This is a genomic window from Streptomyces sp. NBC_01260, from assembly GCF_036226405.1.
In the GTDB taxonomy this organism is placed as follows: domain Bacteria; phylum Actinomycetota; class Actinomycetes; order Streptomycetales; family Streptomycetaceae; genus Streptomyces; species Streptomyces laculatispora.
The window spans coordinates 2,920,215-2,937,582 of the sequence record NZ_CP108464.1; the positions used below are offsets into that span (position 1 = coordinate 2,920,215).

At 70.7% G+C, this 17,368-nt stretch carries 21 protein-coding genes; 11 read left to right on the top strand and 10 right to left on the bottom strand.

Annotated elements, in window-relative coordinates; genetic code table 11:
• Positions 1–131: 131 nt before the first annotated feature.
• Together OG322_RS12565 and greA are read left to right on the top strand one after the other, a co-directional pair.
• Positions 132–548, top strand: a complete 417-nt coding sequence (locus OG322_RS12565) for a DUF4307 domain-containing protein (protein ID WP_123461278.1) — start codon at positions 132–134, stop codon at positions 546–548.
• Positions 549–731: 183 nt separating this feature from the next.
• The gene (gene greA, locus OG322_RS12570; protein WP_024488974.1) at positions 732–1,229 is read left to right on the top strand and encodes a transcription elongation factor GreA; all 498 of its coding nucleotides are present in this window, start codon (positions 732–734) and stop codon (positions 1,227–1,229) included.
• 68 nt (positions 1,230–1,297) lie between these two features.
• On the opposite strand, the gene OG322_RS12575 is transcribed toward greA, so the two are convergent.
• The 3 genes from OG322_RS12575 to ilvA all read right to left on the bottom strand — a co-directional run bounded on the left by OG322_RS12575 (position 1,298) and on the right by ilvA (position 4,534).
• Positions 1,298–2,149: an ABC transporter permease gene (locus OG322_RS12575; protein ID WP_123461277.1), complete on the bottom strand. Its 852-nt coding sequence runs from the start codon at positions 2,147–2,149 to the stop codon at positions 1,298–1,300.
• Positions 2,146–3,150, bottom strand: coding sequence for an ATP-binding cassette domain-containing protein (locus OG322_RS12580; protein WP_123461276.1), 1,005 nt, complete (start codon positions 3,148–3,150; stop codon positions 2,146–2,148). The genes OG322_RS12575 and OG322_RS12580 overlap by 4 nt, the downstream gene beginning before the upstream one ends.
• Before the next feature lie 154 nt (positions 3,151–3,304).
• Positions 3,305–4,534, bottom strand: coding sequence for a threonine ammonia-lyase (ilvA, locus tag OG322_RS12585; protein ID WP_123461275.1), 1,230 nt, complete (start codon positions 4,532–4,534; stop codon positions 3,305–3,307).
• A 156-nt stretch (positions 4,535–4,690) separates the two neighbouring features.
• On the opposite strand from ilvA, the gene OG322_RS12590 reads away from it, so the two are divergent.
• From OG322_RS12590 to OG322_RS12605, 4 genes are all read left to right on the top strand, one after another.
• Positions 4,691–5,221, top strand: a complete 531-nt coding sequence (locus tag OG322_RS12590) for a MarR family winged helix-turn-helix transcriptional regulator (protein ID WP_123461274.1) — start codon at positions 4,691–4,693, stop codon at positions 5,219–5,221.
• Positions 5,222–5,339: 118 nt separating this feature from the next.
• Complete coding sequence (locus OG322_RS12595; protein WP_123461273.1) at positions 5,340–5,834, top strand: sigma factor-like helix-turn-helix DNA-binding protein; 495 nt, start codon at positions 5,340–5,342, stop codon at positions 5,832–5,834.
• Positions 5,831–6,082, top strand: a complete 252-nt coding sequence (locus OG322_RS12600) for a hypothetical protein (protein WP_123461272.1) — start codon at positions 5,831–5,833, stop codon at positions 6,080–6,082. The genes OG322_RS12595 and OG322_RS12600 overlap by 4 nt, the downstream gene beginning before the upstream one ends.
• A gap of 80 nt (positions 6,083–6,162) precedes the next feature.
• Positions 6,163–6,354, top strand: a complete 192-nt coding sequence (locus tag OG322_RS12605; protein ID WP_123461271.1) for a DUF1059 domain-containing protein — start codon at positions 6,163–6,165, stop codon at positions 6,352–6,354.
• Positions 6,355–6,504: 150 nt separating this feature from the next.
• Here OG322_RS12605 and OG322_RS12610 read toward each other — a convergent pair whose 3' ends face one another.
• The gene (locus tag OG322_RS12610) at positions 6,505–7,650 is read right to left on the bottom strand and encodes a cystathionine gamma-synthase (RefSeq protein WP_123461270.1); all 1,146 of its coding nucleotides are present in this window, start codon (positions 7,648–7,650) and stop codon (positions 6,505–6,507) included.
• Positions 7,651–7,718: 68 nt separating this feature from the next.
• Here OG322_RS12610 and OG322_RS12615 point away from each other — a divergent pair, with 68 nt between their 5' ends.
• From OG322_RS12615 to OG322_RS12630, 4 genes are all read left to right on the top strand, one after another.
• Positions 7,719–8,822 carry a hypothetical protein gene (locus OG322_RS12615; protein ID WP_124284883.1) on the top strand — a complete coding sequence of 368 codons (1,104 nt, stop codon included), beginning with the start codon at positions 7,719–7,721 and terminating at the stop codon, positions 8,820–8,822.
• 102 nt (positions 8,823–8,924) lie between these two features.
• Positions 8,925–9,047, top strand: a complete 123-nt coding sequence (locus OG322_RS12620; RefSeq protein WP_266411107.1) for a hypothetical protein — start codon at positions 8,925–8,927, stop codon at positions 9,045–9,047.
• 85 nt (positions 9,048–9,132) lie between these two features.
• Positions 9,133–9,798 (top strand): peptide-methionine (S)-S-oxide reductase MsrA, encoded by a 666-nt coding sequence (msrA, locus tag OG322_RS12625; protein WP_124284882.1) that lies wholly within the window; start codon positions 9,133–9,135, stop codon positions 9,796–9,798.
• Positions 9,799–9,872: 74 nt separating this feature from the next.
• Positions 9,873–10,277, top strand: a complete 405-nt coding sequence (locus OG322_RS12630) for a YrdB family protein (protein ID WP_241200112.1) — start codon at positions 9,873–9,875, stop codon at positions 10,275–10,277.
• Between the two features lie 49 nt (positions 10,278–10,326).
• Here OG322_RS12630 and gdhA read toward each other — a convergent pair whose 3' ends face one another.
• The 3 genes from gdhA to OG322_RS12645 form a co-directional block, all read right to left on the bottom strand.
• Positions 10,327–11,703, bottom strand: a complete 1,377-nt coding sequence (gene gdhA, locus OG322_RS12635) for an NADP-specific glutamate dehydrogenase (RefSeq protein WP_123461267.1) — start codon at positions 11,701–11,703, stop codon at positions 10,327–10,329.
• A gap of 349 nt (positions 11,704–12,052) precedes the next feature.
• Positions 12,053–12,223, bottom strand: a complete 171-nt coding sequence (locus OG322_RS12640) for a hypothetical protein (RefSeq protein ID WP_329306418.1) — start codon at positions 12,221–12,223, stop codon at positions 12,053–12,055.
• A gap of 158 nt (positions 12,224–12,381) precedes the next feature.
• Positions 12,382–12,744, bottom strand: coding sequence for a DUF1330 domain-containing protein (locus OG322_RS12645; protein ID WP_123462411.1), 363 nt, complete (start codon positions 12,742–12,744; stop codon positions 12,382–12,384).
• 315 nt (positions 12,745–13,059) lie between these two features.
• Here OG322_RS12645 and OG322_RS12650 point away from each other — a divergent pair, with 315 nt between their 5' ends.
• Positions 13,060–13,533 carry an RDD family protein gene (locus OG322_RS12650; RefSeq protein ID WP_123461266.1) on the top strand — a complete coding sequence of 158 codons (474 nt, stop codon included), beginning with the start codon at positions 13,060–13,062 and terminating at the stop codon, positions 13,531–13,533.
• Positions 13,534–13,637: 104 nt separating this feature from the next.
• Here the strand turns inward: OG322_RS12650 and OG322_RS12655 are convergent, their stop codons facing one another.
• From OG322_RS12655 to OG322_RS12665, 3 genes are all read right to left on the bottom strand, one after another.
• Positions 13,638–14,321 carry an ABC transporter ATP-binding protein gene (locus OG322_RS12655; RefSeq protein WP_123461265.1) on the bottom strand — a complete coding sequence of 228 codons (684 nt, stop codon included), beginning with the start codon at positions 14,319–14,321 and terminating at the stop codon, positions 13,638–13,640.
• A 139-nt stretch (positions 14,322–14,460) separates the two neighbouring features.
• Positions 14,461–15,921: an ABC transporter permease gene (locus OG322_RS12660; RefSeq protein ID WP_329306419.1), complete on the bottom strand. Its 1,461-nt coding sequence runs from the start codon at positions 15,919–15,921 to the stop codon at positions 14,461–14,463.
• 177 nt (positions 15,922–16,098) lie between these two features.
• Complete coding sequence (locus tag OG322_RS12665; protein ID WP_329306420.1) at positions 16,099–17,358, bottom strand: L,D-transpeptidase; 1,260 nt, start codon at positions 17,356–17,358, stop codon at positions 16,099–16,101.
• Positions 17,359–17,368 lie beyond the last annotated feature (10 nt).

The following is a 17,368-nucleotide window of genomic DNA, read 5'->3' on the forward strand; positions in this document are numbered from 1 at the left end:
TGGTCGCCATCAGGGTGCCGTCCCGCAGGGACGTCGGTGTGGGGTGCCGGTCGGGTGGCGGGTGGAGGCTTCTATAGTGACCGAACCGGGGGGCGGAAAATTCCTCAATCCCCGGTACGGGAGGAACGATCATGACTGCGGTGCGCGAAGCGCCCCCCGAGAACCGCTACGGCCGCTCCGCGGACCAGCGTGCGGACCGCAAACTCAAGATCATCGGCTCGGTGCTCGGCATCGCCCTGCTCGGCGTGCTCGGCTGGATCGGTTACGACTACATCGCGGGCCAGGGCGTCAGCGCCGAGGTGATCAAGTTCAAGGTCGTCTCGGACGACCGGGTCGAGGTGCACCTGGAGGTCCGAAAGGACCGGGACGCCAAGGGCTACTGCACGATCCGCTCGCAGCGCGAGGACGGTACCGACGTCGCCCGCAAGGACTTCCGTTTCGACGAGGACACCGACCGGATCGACCGCGTCCTCTCGCTGCGGACGACGTCCAGGGCGACCAGCGTCGAACTGCTGGGCTGCACGGACGACGGCGGGGCGTCGCGTTGACCGCCGCACGCACCTCCTGACCCGCTCTTGGCGGTGCTGACCTGCGGTTCGACAGTCGCAGTCGGTTACCTTCTCCCCCTTTTCCTGGGGAATTGTTAGGCTCGTGGTTTCGCCCACCCGTGGAAGCGCATGCTTCGGGGTAGGGCGATGCTTTGTATTCCCAGTACCGACGAGGAGCACCCTGTGACCCAGACCAGCGAAAACGTCACCTGGCTCACGCAGGAGGCGTACAACCAGCTCAAGGCCGAGCTGGAGTACCTGTCTGGTCCCGCGCGCACGGAGATCGCCGTAAAGATCGCGGCGGCCCGTGAGGAGGGGGACCTGCGTGAGAACGGCGGGTACCACGCGGCCAAGGAGGAGCAGGGCAAGATGGAGCTCCGGGTGCGCCAGCTGACCCAGCTCCTGGAACACGCGAAGGTCGGCGAGGCGCCGGCCGACGACGGTGTGGTCGAGCCCGGCATGGTCGTGACGATCGCCTTCGACGGCGATGACGACGACACGACGACCTTCCTCCTGGCCTCCCGCGAGTACGCGAGCGCGGACATCGAGACCTACTCCCCGCAGTCCCCGCTCGGCGTGGGCGTGAACGGCAAGAAGATGGGCGAGACCGCGGACTACGAGCTGCCGAACGGCAAGACCGCGACGGTGAAGATCCTTTCGGCGAAGCCGTACTCCGGCTGATCCGCGCACAGCGAAAGGAGCCTCCCGCCCACCGGGCGGGAGGCTCCTTCGCGTGGCCCGGACGTGGGTCAGACGGTGACCGAGCGGTACTTGCGGACCGCCAGCGTGCGGAAGACCGCGATGATGACGACGGACCAGATCAGCGAGGCCCAGACGGGATGCTGCATCGGCCAGGCGTCGGACGGGGAGACGCCAGGGTTCCCGAACAGCACGCGGCACGCCTGGACGGTGGCGCTGAACGGGTTCCAGTCGGCGATCGGCTGGAGCCAGGAGGCCATCATGCTGGAGTCCACGAAGGCGTTCGAGATGAAGGTGACCGGGAACAGCCAGATCAGTCCCCCGGACGTGGCCGCCTCGGGCGTGCGTACGGACAGACCGATCAGTGCGCCGATCCAGGAGAAGGCGTAACCGAGCAGGAGCAGCAGGCCGAAGGCGCCCAGCGCCTTGGGCACACCCTCGTGGATGCGCCAGCCGACGAGCAGCGCCACGATCGTGAGCACGAACATGGTGAGTACGGTCTGGACCAGGTCGGCCAGTGTGCGGCCGGTCAGCACCGCGCCGCGCGCCATCGGCAGGGAGCGGAAGCGGTCGACGAGGCCCTTGTGCATGTCGTCGGCGATACCGGCGCCCGCGCCGGCCGTGGCGAAGGTGACCGTCTGGGCGAAGATGCCCGCCATCAGGAAGTTGCGGTAGACCGACGGGTCCGTGGTCCCGCCGACGGTCATCGAGCCGCCGAAGACGTACGAGAAGAGCACCACGAACATGATCGGCTGGATGAGCCCGAACAGAATCACTTCGGGAATCCGGGTCATCCGGATCAGGTTCCGCCGGGCGATGACCAGCGAGTCGCGTACGGCCTGGCCGATGCCGCCGCCGGCGCGTGGGGCGGGAGCCGCTGCCGTCTCGGTGGGTGCGCTCACTTCGCCGTCTCCGTCCCGGCTGCGACGGACTGCGCCGCCTCGTCCCCGTCGTTCTTCTGCTGTTCGGCCGCATGGCCGGTGAGGGAGATGAACACGTCGTCGAGGGTGGGGCGGCGCAGCCCGATGTCGTCGATCTCCACCCCGCGGGCGTCGAGGTCGCGGATGATCTCGGCGAGGAGCTTGGCCCCGCCGTCGACCGGGACGGTCAGTTTGCGCATGTGCGGGACAACCGCGGCCTCGCCCTTGCCCAGGTGGCCGAGGACGGCGCGGGCCGGATCGATCTGGTCGCTCTGGTGCACCACGACCTCGACGCGCTCGCCGCCGGTGCGGGACTTGAGCTGGTCGGAGGTGCCGCGGGCGATGACGAGGCCGTGGTCGATCACACAGATGTCATGGGCGAGACGGTCGGCCTCCTCCAGGTACTGCGTGGTCAGCAGCAGCGTCGTACCACCTGCCACGAGCTCCTCGATGACCTCCCAGAGCTGCTGCCGGTTGCGCGGGTCGAGGCCGGTGGTCGGCTCGTCCATGAACATGACCGGCGGGGAGACGATGAGCGCCGCCGCCAGGTCGAGACGGCGGCGCATGCCGCCGGAGTACGTCTTGGCGGGGCGGTCGGCCGCGTCGGCGAGGTGGAACCGATCCAGCAGCTCCCCCGCGCGGGCCTTCGCGTCGCGCCGGCTCATCTGGTAGAGCTGGCCGACCATCCGCAGGTTCTCGCGGCCGGTCAGGTATTCGTCCACGGCGGCGAACTGGCCGGAGAGCCCGATCGAGCGCCGTACCTCGTGGGGTTTCTTCAGTACGTCGATGCCGGCGACGAAGGCGCTGCCGCTGTCGGGCATGAGCAGCGTCGTCAGGACGCGCACAGCGGTCGTCTTGCCGGCGCCGTTGGGGCCGAGAAGCCCGAGGACAGTGCCTTCGGGCACGTCGAAATCGACACCGCCGAGTGCAGTGACGTCGCCGAAGGTCTTCACCAGACCTTCGGCGTATATGGCGCCTGGCATATGGGCTTCCCCCAGTGCGTTTGGGTGGCTTCCTCACAGATCCTAGATTTGCCAATCTTTCCTCGCCCGGCGAACACACGAAGCGAACGCGTGTACGCCCTCGAGCCGAGCGAGGGCACAGTAACGCGATACATCGCGATACACAAGGTGCGGCTCAGTTCAACACCAGGTAGCCCGCGTCGCGCAGCGCCGCGGCGACCTCCTCGCAGTGCTCCGGGCCCTTCGTCTCCAGATGCAGCTCCACCTCGGCCTCGGTGAGGCCGAGCCGGGGATCGGTACGCACATGGCTCACGTCCAGGACGTTGGCATCGGCCACCGAGAGCACGGCCAGCATCGTCGCCAGCGCGCCGGGGCGGTCCGTCAGCCGCAGCCGCAGGCTCAGATAGCGGCCGGCCGCCGACATGCCGTGGGTCAGGATGCGCTGCATCAGCAGCGGGTCCACGTTGCCGCCGGAGAGCAGCGCCACCACCGGCCCGCGGAACGACTTCGGGTCGCTCAGCAGGGCGGCCACCGGGCTCGCCCCGGCCGGCTCCACGACCATCTTCGCCCGCTCCAGGCAGAGCAGCAGCGCACTGGACAGCTCGTCCTCGGAGACCGTACGGACCTCGTCGACCAGGTCCCGGACCAGGGCGAACGGGACATCGCCCGGCCGTCCCACCTTGATGCCGTCCGCCATCGTCTGGAGCGAGCCGACCGACACCGGGTGGCCGGCGGCCAGCGAGGGCGGGTAGGCGGCCGCGCCCGCCGCCTGCACGCCGACGATCCGCACATCGGGCCGGATCGCCTTCACCGCCACCGCGATCCCCGCGGCGAGTCCGCCGCCGCCGATCCCGACGACGATGGTGCGCACCTCGGGGCACTGCTCCAGGATCTCCAGGCCCACCGTGCCCTGCCCAGCGATGATGTCCGGGTGGTCGAAGGGGTGGATGAAGACCGCGCCGGTCTCCCGCGCGTACTCCTGCGCCGCGGCCAGCGTCTCGTCGACGACATGGCCGTGCAGCCGCACCCGGGCCCCGTACTCACGCGTCGCGGCGACCTTCGGCAGCGGCGCCCCGACCGGCATGAAGACCGTCGACCGTACGCCGAGCAGCGCAGACGCGAGCGCGACACCCTGCGCATGGTTTCCGGCACTCGCGGCCACCACACCCGCCGCCCGTTCCACCGGGGAGAGTCCGGCGATCCGCACATAAGCACCCCGCAGTTTGAACGAGCCGGTCCGCTGCAGGTTCTCGCACTTGAACTGGACGGGCGCGCCCACGAGGTCGGTCAGATGGCGGCTGCCCTCCATCGCGGTGACCCTGGAGACGCCGGAGAGCATCTTCTGCGCCCCCTTGATGTCATCGAGGATCAGCGGGGGAAACGGGGTGGGCGGCGGGAAGTTCATACCGCGAGTCTTGCAGCTGAAAGGGGTTGTGGCCGCCGCGAGCCAGGCCGTCCTGCGCCGATGTCCGCAGGTTTGTGCAGCGCTGGTACGCGTTGCCCCGGGGCCGCGTACTCTGTCCCCCACCCATCCGACACCGCACGAAGAGAGCCCCCGGCCATGCCCCCTCAGGACATGACGACTGCCGCGTCTCCCTCCGGGGGCGCCACCCCGGAGAATCCGGGTCCCGACCCCCTCCTCGACACCCTGCAGCACCAGGTGGCGGTCTTCGCCCGCCGTGCCGAGCAGACCCGCCTCGGCGGCGTCGGCCAGGTGCGCAACTCCATGGACCGGGCCGCGTATCTGCTGCTCAACCGGCTGGACCGGGAAGGGCCCATGGGCGTCAAGGCGCTGGCCGCCGGGATGGGGATCGACTCCTCGACCGTGACCCGGCAGGTCGCGCCGCTCGTGGACACGGGCCTGGTCAAGCGGACCTCGCACCCGGAGGACGGCCGGGCCGTCGTGCTCCAGCTGTCCCCGCGCGGCCAGGCCCGGCTGGACGAGGTCCGGGCCTCGCGGCGCGAGCTGATGTCACAGGTGACGGGCGACTGGGACGAGGAGGAACGCGACACGTTCTGCGCGCTGCTCACCCGTTTCAACGCGGCACTGGCCGCCCGGCAGAGCGCGCACCAGCCGCCCGCCGCGGGCTAGGTTCTTCCGTTTGGATCATGCTGGGCTCGCGGGGTCCGGCACCGCTCCCCGGTCGAGCCTGATCCAAAGAAAGACCCCAAGCCTTGACCCCGGGCCCGCGGAGCGCTCGGATGGCAGGGTGCGAGAGCGCCAGGCGGGCCGACAGCGGCGCCGCGCCCAGGAGTTCGAGGCCTTCGTGGCGGGCGCGGCAGGCAGGCTGCTGCACGCCGCCACCCTGCTCACCGCCGAACCCGCCCGGCCGCCGGGGGCCAACGAGCGCGCACAGCGACTGCTGACGGCCGCGCTGGCCCGTACGTACGCGGACTGGGACCGGCTGCACGGCGAGGATCCGTACAACCGCACCCGGCAGGAGCTGGCCACCCGGTTCGCGAGGGAGGCCTGGCGCCACCACCACGCGCGCGGCGGGCTGTTGGACCGGCTGACCCCGCAGGAACGGCTCGTCCTGGTGCTGCGGCTGCACGAAGAGGTCGCCGAGGAGCAGACCGCGGCACTGCTCGGACTGCCCGCGGAGCGCATCCGCGCGATCTGCAACCGCTCGGTGGCCACGATGCGCGGCACCCGCGGCCCCAGCATCCGGCAGGGGCCCACCAGAGAGCTGGGGGCCACGCCATGAGCGGTACCGGCCGCAAGGAGGACGAGGTCCGGCGGATGCTGGAGGGGCCGCATCCGCAGGTGCCCGTCGATCTGGCGGAACGGGCGGTGGAGCGCGGCGGCCGGCTGCTGCGCCGGCAGCGGGTCCTGCGCCTGCTGGGGCTGCTCGCGCTGATCGCCGCGGTGGCCGCGTTCGCGGTGTGGGCGGTGACGGTCCAGCCCTGGCAGGCGCCGCCGGCCGAGACGACCCCGCCACTGGGCGGCTGGTGAGCGCATGTCGCCGGGCCGCCCCGGATCTACCCTGGAAGAAGCGGCCGGGGCCAGGCGGAACCGGCCCAGGAGGCACTGCCATGACCAGGAAGATCGCTGACTGCCGCAAGTATCCGAGCGAGTCGAACTGCTCACTGACCATCTCCGGCGAGGAGGACGAAGTCGTGCGGGCGGCAACCGAGCACGCCGTCTCCGTCCATGAGCACCCGGACGGCCCCGAGCTGCGGGAGCAGATCCGGTCCATGCTGGAGGACGAGAAGGCCACCGTCTGAGACGGGCCCGACGCGACCGGGGCGGAGCCGGATTCCCGACCCCGCCCCAGGAGTGCTCAGACGTCCCGCACCAGGAGTGCTCACACGTCCTGGCACAGGAGCCGGCACGCGCCGCCCCGCCACGGCACGGGCACGGCACGCTCGCAGGTGTCAGCCGAGCGCCTGCGTCAGGTCGGCCAGCAGGTCGTCGCCGTTCTCGATGCCGACGGAGAGCCTGACCAGGTCGGCGGGGACCTCCAGCGGCGATCCGGCCGCCGAGGCGTGCGTCATCCGGCCCGGGTGCTCCAGCAGCGACTCGACGCCGCCGAGGGACTCACCGAGCGTGAAGAGCTTCGCCCGGTTGCAGACCTCGACCGCCGCCTCCTCGCCGCCCGCGACCCGGAAGGACACCATGCCGCCGAACGCCTTCATCTGCTTGGCGGCGATCTCGTGCCCCTGGTGCTCGGGCAGTCCCGGGTAGAGGACGTGGGTGACCTTGGGGTGCCGGGTCAGCAGGTCGGCGACCTTGGTGGCGTTCTCGCTGTGCCGGTCCATCCGGACGGCGAGGGTCTTGATGCCGCGCAGCACCAGCCAGGCGTCGAAGGGGCCGGCCACGGCACCCATCGCGTTCTGGTGGTACGCCAACTCCTCGGAGAGTTCCGGGTCGTTGACGATCAGCGCGCCGCCGACGACGTCCGAGTGACCGCCCATGTACTTGGTGGTGGAGTGCACCACCACATCGGCGCCCAGGGCGAGGGGCTGCTGGAGATAGGGACTGGCGAAGGTGTTGTCGACGACCAGCCGCGCACCCGCCGAGCGGGCGACACCGGCGATGGCCGCGATGTCGGTGATGCCGAGCAGCGGGTTGGAGGGCGTCTCCACCCAGATCGCCTTGGTACGCGGCTGGATCGCGGCCCGTACCGCCGCCACGTCCGAGGTGTCGGCGACCGAGAACTCCACGCCCCAGCGCGAGGCGACCTTCGCGAACAGCCGGAACGTACCGCCGTAGGCGTCGTTCGGGATGACCACGTGGTCGCCGGGCGTCAGCAGCGTACGGAGCAGGCAGTCCTCGGCGGCCAGACCGGACGCGAAGGCGAGCCCGCGGCGGCCGCCCTCCAGGGCCGCCAGGTTCTCCTCCAGTGCGGTGCGCGTCGGGTTGGCGCTGCGGCTGTACTCGTAGCCGCCGCGCAGCCCGCCCACGCCGTCCTGCTTGTACGTGGACACCTGGTAAATGGGCGGAACAACAGCGCCGGTGAGGGGATCGGCGGTGTTTCCCGCGTGGATCGCGAGAGTTTCGAAGCTGTGCTGGTCGCTCATGAGGCCCGAGCGTAGTTCGTCCCGAGGGCCCTCATGGAGCACCGGGGCCGTCCGGGGACAATGGAGGCATGGAGATTCTCTGGTTCCTGCTCGCGCTGTGCATGCTCGCCGCGGTTGTCGGCCCCTTCGTGCTGCGGCGCCGCGGCGGTATCCGTCAGGTGGCGCCCGGTTCCCCCGACGCCGCCGACCCGGACACCTACGGCTTCGCGCGCCAGGAGGAACTGGACATCCGGATGCCGGGCCCCGACCAGGACCTCCTGGACGTACTCGACGTCGTCCAGGGCACCCAGGAGTGGCGGGCCGCCTCGCAGCTGCTGTCCGGGACGCCGAAGGAGGGCGAGGTGCGGTGGCAGCGGGTGCAGGCGTTCGCCGGTGCCGCCTCGCTGGAGCTGGCGCGGCGGCCGGGCGTCGGCGGGGCCTGGCTGCGCAAGTGGCGGGCCGAGTCCCCGAAGGACGCGGGTGGCGCGGCCGTGCACGCCGAGTTCCTGGTCCAGCAGGCCTGGCGTTCCTCCACCGTCGGTACGGACGACTTCCGGATCATCCTGGAGGAGGCCCGTACGGTCGTCGGCGAGGCGGCCCTGCTGGCCCCGGGCGACCCGGTGCCGTACCTGGTGGAGCTGGCCGCGGCCCGTGGGCTCGGCTACTCCCACGAGGAGTTCGACCAGCTCTGGGTGAAGATCATCGACCGGGCACCCGCGCACATGGGCGCGCACATCGCGGCGCTGCACTTCTGGTGCGAGAAGTGGCACGGCTCCCGCGAGGAGGCCGACCGGTTCGCCACCGCGGCCGCCGCCCGCGCCCCGCAGGGGTCACTGCTGGCCGCGCTGCCGCTCTTCGCGCTGTACGAGCACCTGCCCGAGGTCAATCTGGTGCGGGGCTTCTACCGGAGCCAGGCGGTGACGAAGGCGGTCGAGGGCGCCCTGTTCGCGGTGCACTCGGCCCGCGCCGACGACCCGATGCTCGCCCATGTCCGCCATCTGCTGGTGCTGTTCCTGGTCCGGATGGAGCGCTGGGCGGAGGCGATGGGCCAGCTCGTCCACATCGACGGGCACGTGGGCGCGCTGCCGTGGACGGAGAGCTCCGACCCGGCGGCCGAGTACACCGTGTACCGCGCCCTGGCGGTCGCCGGCTACGAGGCGAACGGCGGCAGCCCGGCGACGCTGCTGCGGTAGAAAGCCCGGCTCCGGGGCCACCCGGCTCCGGGGGTGTGCGACGGTGGGCACCGACAGGGCGCCCACCGCGCGGACTGCTGACTGATGGGACCGGTACACCTCATGGCCCGACTGATACCCCTGATCCTGATCGGCCTCGGCCTCTACTTCTGGTTCAAGGCCCGCAAGCGGACCGCCGCCTACGTCGAGGACGCGGAGTCCGAGAACGGCATCCCCCGCCGCTGACCGGGGCGACGGCACCGGCGGCGGAATCCACGGCGGTCCCGGTGCGTTGTACGGACAGCACGCCGACCCGACGAGGAGCCCCCGCATGTTCCTGCACCGCCGCACCCCGCAGCTCCCCGCTCCGGAGGAGGCCCTGCGCGGCCGCCCCGTCCCGGAGTTCACCGTCCCGTCCCGCCACACGGTCCTGGGCAACGCCCTGGTGGGCCCGTACCCGGAGGGTCTGGAGGTCGCGGACTTCGCGATGGGCTGCTTCTGGGGCGCCGAGCGCAAGTTCTGGCAGACGGACGGCGTCTGGACGACGCTCGTCGGCTACCAGGGCGGCTCCACGGAGAACCCCGCTTACGAAGAGGTCTGCTCAGGCCTGACCGGCCACACGGAGGCCGTCCGCGTCGTGTACGACCCGCGCGTCGTCACGTACCCCGAGCTGCTGAAGCTCTTCTGGGAGTCGCACAACCCGACCCAGGGCTTCCGCCAGGGCAATGACGTCGGTACGCAGTACCGCTCGGCGGTCTACACCCACTCCCCCGAGCAGGCCGCGGCCGTGCAGGCGTCCCGCGAGGCCTACCAGAAGGTCCTCACAGCCTCCGGCCACGGCGAGATCACCACGGAGATCCTGCCCGCCGAGGGCCGCCCCTTCTGGCCGGCGGAAGCTGCGCACCAGCAGTACCTGGACAAGAACCCGGCGGGCTACTGCGGGATCGGCGGTACGGGCGTCTCATGCCCGATCGGGGTGGCACCGGCCGACGGCTGAGTCCCGGGGGCGGCAGGCCCGGCGCGGGCAAGGCCGGTACTCTCGCATCGACTTGGACGGCGAGGGGCGGGAACATGATGCGCGGGAACCGAACGGACGAACCGGCGATCCCCTCCCTGCGCGGACGCCCCTGGTGGGCCGCGAACGAAGGTCTGGCCTTCGTGCTGGAGCTGGTGGCGCTGGCGTGCCTGTGCTGGTGGGGCTTCACCGCCGGCGACGGCCCGGCCGTGCACCTGCTGCTGGGGATCGGGATGCCGGCCGTCGCCATCGCCCTGTGGGGCACGTTCGCCGCCCCTCGCGCCCGGATCCGGCTGCCGCTGGCGGGCGTGCTCGTGGTGAAGGCCGTGGTGCTCGGCGGCGGCGCCTTCGGGTTGTACCGGGTGGGCCACCCGGTCGCGGCGGTCGTCCTGGCCGCGGTGATGGTGGCGAACACGGCCCTCGCGGAGACCTTCCGCAGGAGGCCGCCCGCCGGGGGCTGATACGTGAGGGGCTCGTCCCGGCCGGGACGAGCCCCTCGTCGCGTCCGGGTCAGATCAGACCCTGCGCCAGCATCGCGTCCGCGACCAGCTCGAAGCCGGCGATGTTGGCGCCGACCACGTAGTTGCCGGGGCTGCCGTAACGCTCCGCCGTGGTGTAGCAGGAGTCGTGGATGTGACGCATGATCTCCGCGAGCCGCTCCTCCGTGTGGGCGAACGTCCAGGAGTCGCGCGAGGCGTTCTGCTGCATCTCCAGGGCGCTGGTGGCGACGCCGCCCGCGTTGGCCGCCTTCCCGGGGGCGAACGCCACACCCGCCTCCTGGAGGACGCGGACGGCCTCGGGGGTGGTGGGCATGTTGGCGCCCTCGGCTACGGCCTTCACACCGTTGCGTACGAGGGTCAGCGCGTCGGCCTCGTGGAGTTCGTTCTGCGTGGCGCAGGGCAGGGCCACATCGCAGGGGACGTCCCAGACACCGGCGCCGGGCACGAACACGGCCTCGGCGCGGCGTTCCGCGTACTCGGCGACGCGGCCGCGGCCCGCCTCCTTGATCTCCTTGAGCAGGGCGAGGTCGATGCCCTTCTCGTCCACGACGTAGCCGTCGGAGTCGGAGCAGGTGATGACCGTGGCGCCGAGCTGCTGGGCCTTCTCGATCGCGTAGATCGCGACGTTGCCCGAGCCCGAGACGGCGATGCGCTGGCCGTCGAGGGACTCGCCCCGGCTGCGGAGCATCTCGGCGGTGAACATGACGCAGCCGTAGCCGGTCGCCTCCGTACGCACCAGGGCGCCGCCCCAGCCGAGACCCTTTCCGGTGAGGACACCGGACTCGAAGCGGTTGGTGATCCGCTTGTACTGGCCGAAGAGGTAGCCGATCTCGCGGCCGCCCACGCCTATGTCACCGGCGGGGACGTCGGTGTACTCGCCCAGGTGGCGGTGGAGCTCGGTCATGAACGACTGGCAGAACCGCATGATCTCGGCGTCCGAGCGGCCCTTCGGGTCGAAGTCCGAGCCGCCCTTGCCGCCGCCGATGGGCATACCGGTGAGGGCGTTCTTGAAGATCTGCTCGAAGCCGAGGAACTTCACGATGCCGAGGTTGACCGAGGGGTGGAAGCGCAGTCCGCCCTTGTACGGGCCGAGCGTGCTGGAGAACTCGACCCGGAAGCCGCGGTTGACGTGGATGTCGCCCGAGTCGTCCGACCACGGCACCCGGAAGATGAGCTGGCGCTCCGGCTCGCATATGCGCTCGATGATCCGGGCGTCCACGAACTCCGGCCGCTGGGCCAGCACCGGGCCGAGCGTTTCGAGAACTTCCCGGACCGCCTGGTGGAATTCCTTCTCGCCCTGGTTGCGGCGGAGGATCTCCGCGTAGAGCGGCTCGATGACGCGGTTCTCGGCGGCGTGCGGGACTGCGGAGTCAGGGGTGGCCTGCATCTGATCAAGACCTTCCATGGGTCGGCTCATCGCGAAGGCGCCCCCGTCCCGGAGGGCGCCAGGTCCCCCCTCCCCATTGAGGGCGTCGCCCGGATAGCGCGGGTACCGCGCTCACGACTGCGACGTACAGGACCGTTGTGGCCTACCGAGTGTCCCAGTGGGACCGCTGAATCCTCCATGCCATCCACATGGTGAATCCCGCCGGGTTGCGTACGGGCCGGCCGCAACGGCCTTGCCCCGGACCGGTTCCGGGCGGAACGACCGGGTTGCGGGGTATGCCCGGACACCTCTCGGAGTGGTGAACCTCACAGCGCACCGGCTGCGGCTGTGAGGCGAGGGTGCGCGGCCCTCAGGACTCGCGCGGGCTGCGCAGCATCCACAGGCACGCGGCCGACACCAGGACGACCACGCCCGACACGACGCTCAGGGCGATGTTCAGGCCGCCCTGCTCGACCAGGAAGTTGAGGGAGACGTTCGCGACGATCGCGGCGAGGAGCACGATCCAGAGCAGCGGCTTCACGGGGTTCCTCCACGGAGACGGAGCCGGGCCCGGAGACGGAGCCCGGCAAGGACGGAGCGGGTGACGCAGCCGGGCCGGCGTCCGGCTGCGTCACCCATCCTTCCGGCCGGCGGACGCCGGTACGAGGGCGCCCGCTCCCGGAACCGCGGTGTAGCGGGCTACACCACGGTTGCGGCCCGGAGTGCTTCGGCGCGCAGCGCGGCGGCGGTCGCCCCGGCGTCGTAGTCCCGTGCGACACCGTCCACGAGCACCACGTCGCCCGCCATGTTCCGGCTCCGCAGCGGGGCCAGCTCCTGGTAGGCGGGCGAGGCGAACCAGGTGCGGGCGGCCTCGATCGCGGGGAACTCCAGGATGACGAGCGCGCCGGGCCAGTCGCCCTCCATGACCTCGACCGGGGTGTTGTGGACCAGGAACCGGCCCCCGTACGGGTCCATCGTCGACTGGATGCGCTCGATGTACTCCAGCACCTCCTCGTTGGGGAGGCCATCGGGGTGCAGGTGAGCGATCGCGTACGCGGTCATGGTCACGTCCTCCGTCTTCCGGTCTTCCGTCCGCTGATGCACACCATGCTGCCGGGAGCGGCGGGGAGGGTCGATTACCCCCGAGGTAAGCGGGCGGACCGCCTGTGCGGACCGGGCCCGCGGTGATGGGTAATCAGACATGATGCCGTCATGAAGACTTCACGGGGGAACCGCGGCACCCAGGATCCTCACCGGCCTTACGAGTCAGTGCTGTTGGACGCAAGCACGTTGCCAGGGCACGGGCAGCCGAGGCCCTCGCACATACCCGGCCGGACAGGGCGGGCCGGGCATCGCACGCCGCCCCGGGCCGGGGAGATGCGCCGCTATCTCGCCGTGGGACTCGACTGCTATCTCTGCCTGGTCACCGCCGGGTTACTGGCCCGGCCGCACGTGGACGCGACGCCCCTGTCCGGGGACGTCGCCCTGCTGCTCGGGCCGGGGGTCGTCATCTCCTTCCTCAACCAGGTGGTGCTCACCGCGCTCGTCGGAGCCGGTGCCGGAAAGCTGATCATGGGCATACGGGTGGTGAGCCTGCCGGACGGCGGACGCCCGGGGCCGGGGCAGCTGGTGCGGCGCTGGCTGCACGGGCTGTGCTGGCTGCCGCTCCAGCCCTGGTACGGGCTGCGCGCCCACCTCGCCCGTACCGGCGACAGCCCCGGCCCCGCTCCGCGCTGCTGCGAGGAGGGCGATCCGTACGCCGACCCGTTCGCCGATCCGGCCGGGGTGCGCCAGGTCCGCCGGAGCGATCTCGCGGCGCACCGCCGGGCCGCCGCCGGACGGGCCGCCTGAGGCTGCGGGGGGTGAACCCGCACCGCCGCCCGCGAACCCCGGTGCGGGTCCGCGGACGGCGGCAGCCGTGGCGGTGCGGTAACAGCCTTGCGTGGGAGGGCTGTTCAGGCCGCCGCGTTCTCCGTGATGGTGACCTTGCCCTTGCGGATGGTCGCCAGCCGCGGGGCGCGGCGGGCGATCGCGCTGTCGTGGGTGACCATGATGAAGGTGAGCCCGTGCTCCTTCCACATGGTCTCCAGCACCTCCATGATCTCGTCACGCATGGACTCGTCGAGGTTGCCGGTGGGTTCGTCGGCGAGCAGCACCTTGGGCTGCTTGACCAGGGCTCTGGCTATCGCCACCCGCTGCTGCTGGCCGCCGGACATCTCTCCGGGCAGATGTCCGAGCCGCTCGCCGAGACCGACCGAGTCGAGCGCCTCGGCCGCCCGTCTGCGCCGCTCCGACGCCTTGCCGCCGAGGGGTACCAGGGCCGTCTCGACGTTCTCCTGGGCGGTGAGCGTCGGGATGAGGTTGAAGCTCTGGAAGACGAAGCCGATGTTCTCCGCGCGCACCTTGGTGAGCTTGGCCTCGCTGAGCTTCGCGAGGTCGACACCGTCGAGTTCGACGCTGCCGGCCGTGGGGCGGTCCAGGCCGCCGAGCATCTGGAGCAGCGTGGACTTGCCGCCGCCGGTGGGGCCCTGGATGACCAGGCGGCCGCCGTCCTCGATGGTCAGATCGACGCCGGCGAGTGCGTGGACGGTGGACTTGCCGCGCGTGTAGCGCTTGGTGACGCCTTGAAGCGTGTACATGGGTCAACTCCTGCTGGACGGTGATCGCGGGTGCCGGGTGAACGGATGCCGGGTGAACGGGTCCCGGCTGAGCTGGTCCCGGATCACCGGGACGGGGGCGAGGGCCGGGACACCCGGGCGACGGGTCTCCCGCGACGGGTCACTCGACGCGCCGCAGGGCGTCCGCGGGGCGCAGCCGGGAGGCGCGCCAGCCGCCGAAGGCGCCCGCGATGAGCCCGCCCGCCACGGCCAGGCCGACGGCGATCAGGATGATCGAGAGGGACACGGGCGCGGTCAGCGCGATGTCGAGGGCCTTGGAGGCGCTCTGCCGGCCGGGGCCGCCACCCATCATGCCGCCGCGCATCCCGCCGCCCGAGGAGCCGCCCGCGGAGCCGAGCTGCGCGGTCAGGGTGGGGCTGACCGCGGTGACGACGTACGCGCCTGCCAGGCCGACCGCGATGCCGAGGACGCCGCCCATCAACCCGTTGACCAGGGCCTCGCCGACGACCTGGCGGGTGACCCGGCCGCTCTTCCAGCCGAGTGCCTTGAGCGTGCCGAACTCCCGTACCCGGCGGCTGACCGCGGAGGAGGTGAGCAGGCCGGCCACCAGGAAGGCGGCGATCAGTACGGCGATGGAGAGCCACTTGCCGACGCTGGAGGCCAGGTCGGACGCGGTGGACAGGGAGCCGGAAACGGTGTCCGCGAGATCGGCGGAGGTGGTGACGGTGGTGCCCGGGATGTTCTTCTGGATCGTGGACTTGACGCTGTCGATCTGCTGCGAGTCCGCGGCCTTCACATAGACCGTGGTGACCTTGTCCTTCGCGTCGGCCAGGGTCTGCGCCTGCTGGAGCGGGACGTAGAGGTCGGCGGCCGCGTCGCCGCTGTCGGCCGCCGAGACGCCGACGATCGTGAACTTGGTGCCGTGGACCGTCACCGTCTTGCCGACGATGAGCTTCTTCTCCTTGGCGTACGCGGCGTCGACGACGGCCACCCTGCCGTTGGTCTCGGTCGTCTTGAACGTCCGCCCCGCGGTGATCTTCGACGAGGTCAGCGGGCCCAGGTCCTGCTTGGTGACGTCGGTGCCGTAGACCGTGTAGGAGTTGACGTCGAAGGAGGCGCCGCCGCCCTTGACCTCGCCCTGCGGCTGGGCACTGCCTCCGGGGCCGCCGCGGCCGCCCTGGGACGTACCGCCCTCCTGCTTGAACTCACCGCGCTTGAACTGGCCGTCCACCTTCATGACGCTCATGCTCAGTCCGCCGACGGCGTCGGCGACGCCGTCCTGCTTGCCCACCTTGTCCACGGTGGTGGAGGCCAGCGTCTGGAAGCCCTGGACCATGACCCGGTCCGTGCTCTGGGTCGAGTCGTCGCCGCTCTCCTTGGCGTCGAACTCGAACTTGGGCCGCTCCGTGCCGGAACCCGGGGCCGCGGCCGCCTTGCTGACGGTCATGTCGGTGCCGAGGCCGTACAGCGATTCCAGGACCTTGTCCTGGGCCTTGCTCATGCCCGAGGAGACCGAGCTGACGATGATGACCAGCGCAATGCCGAGGCCGAGCCCCGAGGCGACGACGAGCGCCGCCTTTCTGCGGCGGCGCAGCTCGCGCCGGAGGTAGGTGAAGAACATGGCGCGAGGTTATGAACGGGTTGTGATGGCGGGTTAAGTCCACCATGAGATCCGGATGAGAACGCCCCACAACGCCGCAGGCGGCGGCACCGGGATCCGTGGGGATCCGGTGCCGCCGCCTGCGGTAAGGGACTTGGGGCCGATCGGGGTCCTGCCCGGGGCGCGGAGGACGTCCGGTCAGGCCGCGGGGGCCTGCCACTGGGCCCAGCTCATGTTCCAGCCGTTGAGTCCGTTGTCGGGCTGGATCGTCTTGTCCGGGGAGTTCTTCATGATGACCACGTCACCGATCATGGAGTTGTCGTAGAACCAGGCGCCGGGCTGGGCGGCGTCGCCGGCGCCCTTCGTGTCGGAGAGACCGACACAGCCGTGACTGGTGTTGGCGCTGCCGAAGATCGACTTGGCGCCCCAGTAGTTGCCGTGGATGAAGGTGCCCGACGTGGACAGCCGCATGGCGTGCGGCACGTCCTTGATGTCGTACTCGCCCTTGCCGTCGCCGTCGGTGAAGCCGACCGTCGAACCGTCCATCCGGGTCTCCTTGAACTTCTCGGAGATCACCATCTGGCCGTTGTACGTCGGGTTCTCCGTGGAACCGGCGGAGATCGGGATGGTCTTGATCGTCTTCCCGTTCTGGGTGACGGTCATCATGTGCGTCTTGGCGTCCACGGTGGAGACCTGGTTGCGGCCGACCTTGAAGGTGACCGTCTTCTGCTGCACGCCGTAGACGCCGTCCGCGCCCTCCACTCCGTCCAGCGCCAGCTTCAGCGTGACGGTGGAGCCGCCCTGCCAGTAGTTCTCGGGGCGCAGGTCCAGACGCTGCGAGTTGAACCAGTGGCCGACGACCTGCTGGCCACTGCTGGACGTCACGTTGATGCCGTCCTGTACGGCCTTCTTGTCCGTGATCGCCTTGTTGAAGTTGATCGAGACGGGCATGCCGACGCCGACGGTGGAACCGTCCTCGGGGGTGAAGTTCCCGATGAAGCTGTTGGCGGGCGACACGGTGGTGAAGGAGGAGTTCTCGTGCGCCTCTCGGCCCTTCGAGTCCTTCGCCGTGGCGTCGATCTTGTACGTGGTAGAGCGCTCCAGCTGGGCGTCCGGCTTCCAGCTGGTGCCGTCGGCGGAGAGGGTGCCCTTGACGCTCGCACCGGCCGCCGTGGTCATCGTGACGGCCGTCAGCTTGCCCTTGGCGACGGAGACCTTCGCGTCGTTGTTGATCCCGGCGTTGGTCGCGCCGTTCTTCGGCGAGATCGCTATCTGCGCCTGCGAGGTCTCCTCGGCCGCCGCCTTGTCGACCTCGGCCGCCTGTGACTTCTTCGAGCTGTCGGGGCTGGAACCGCTGCCGTCGCTGCAGGCCGTAAGCACCAGCACGCCGCCGAGCAGTGCGGACGCGGCCATGAGGCCCTTGCGCCGCTTGCTGTCCGTCATCACACACTTCTCCATCGTTGCCGAA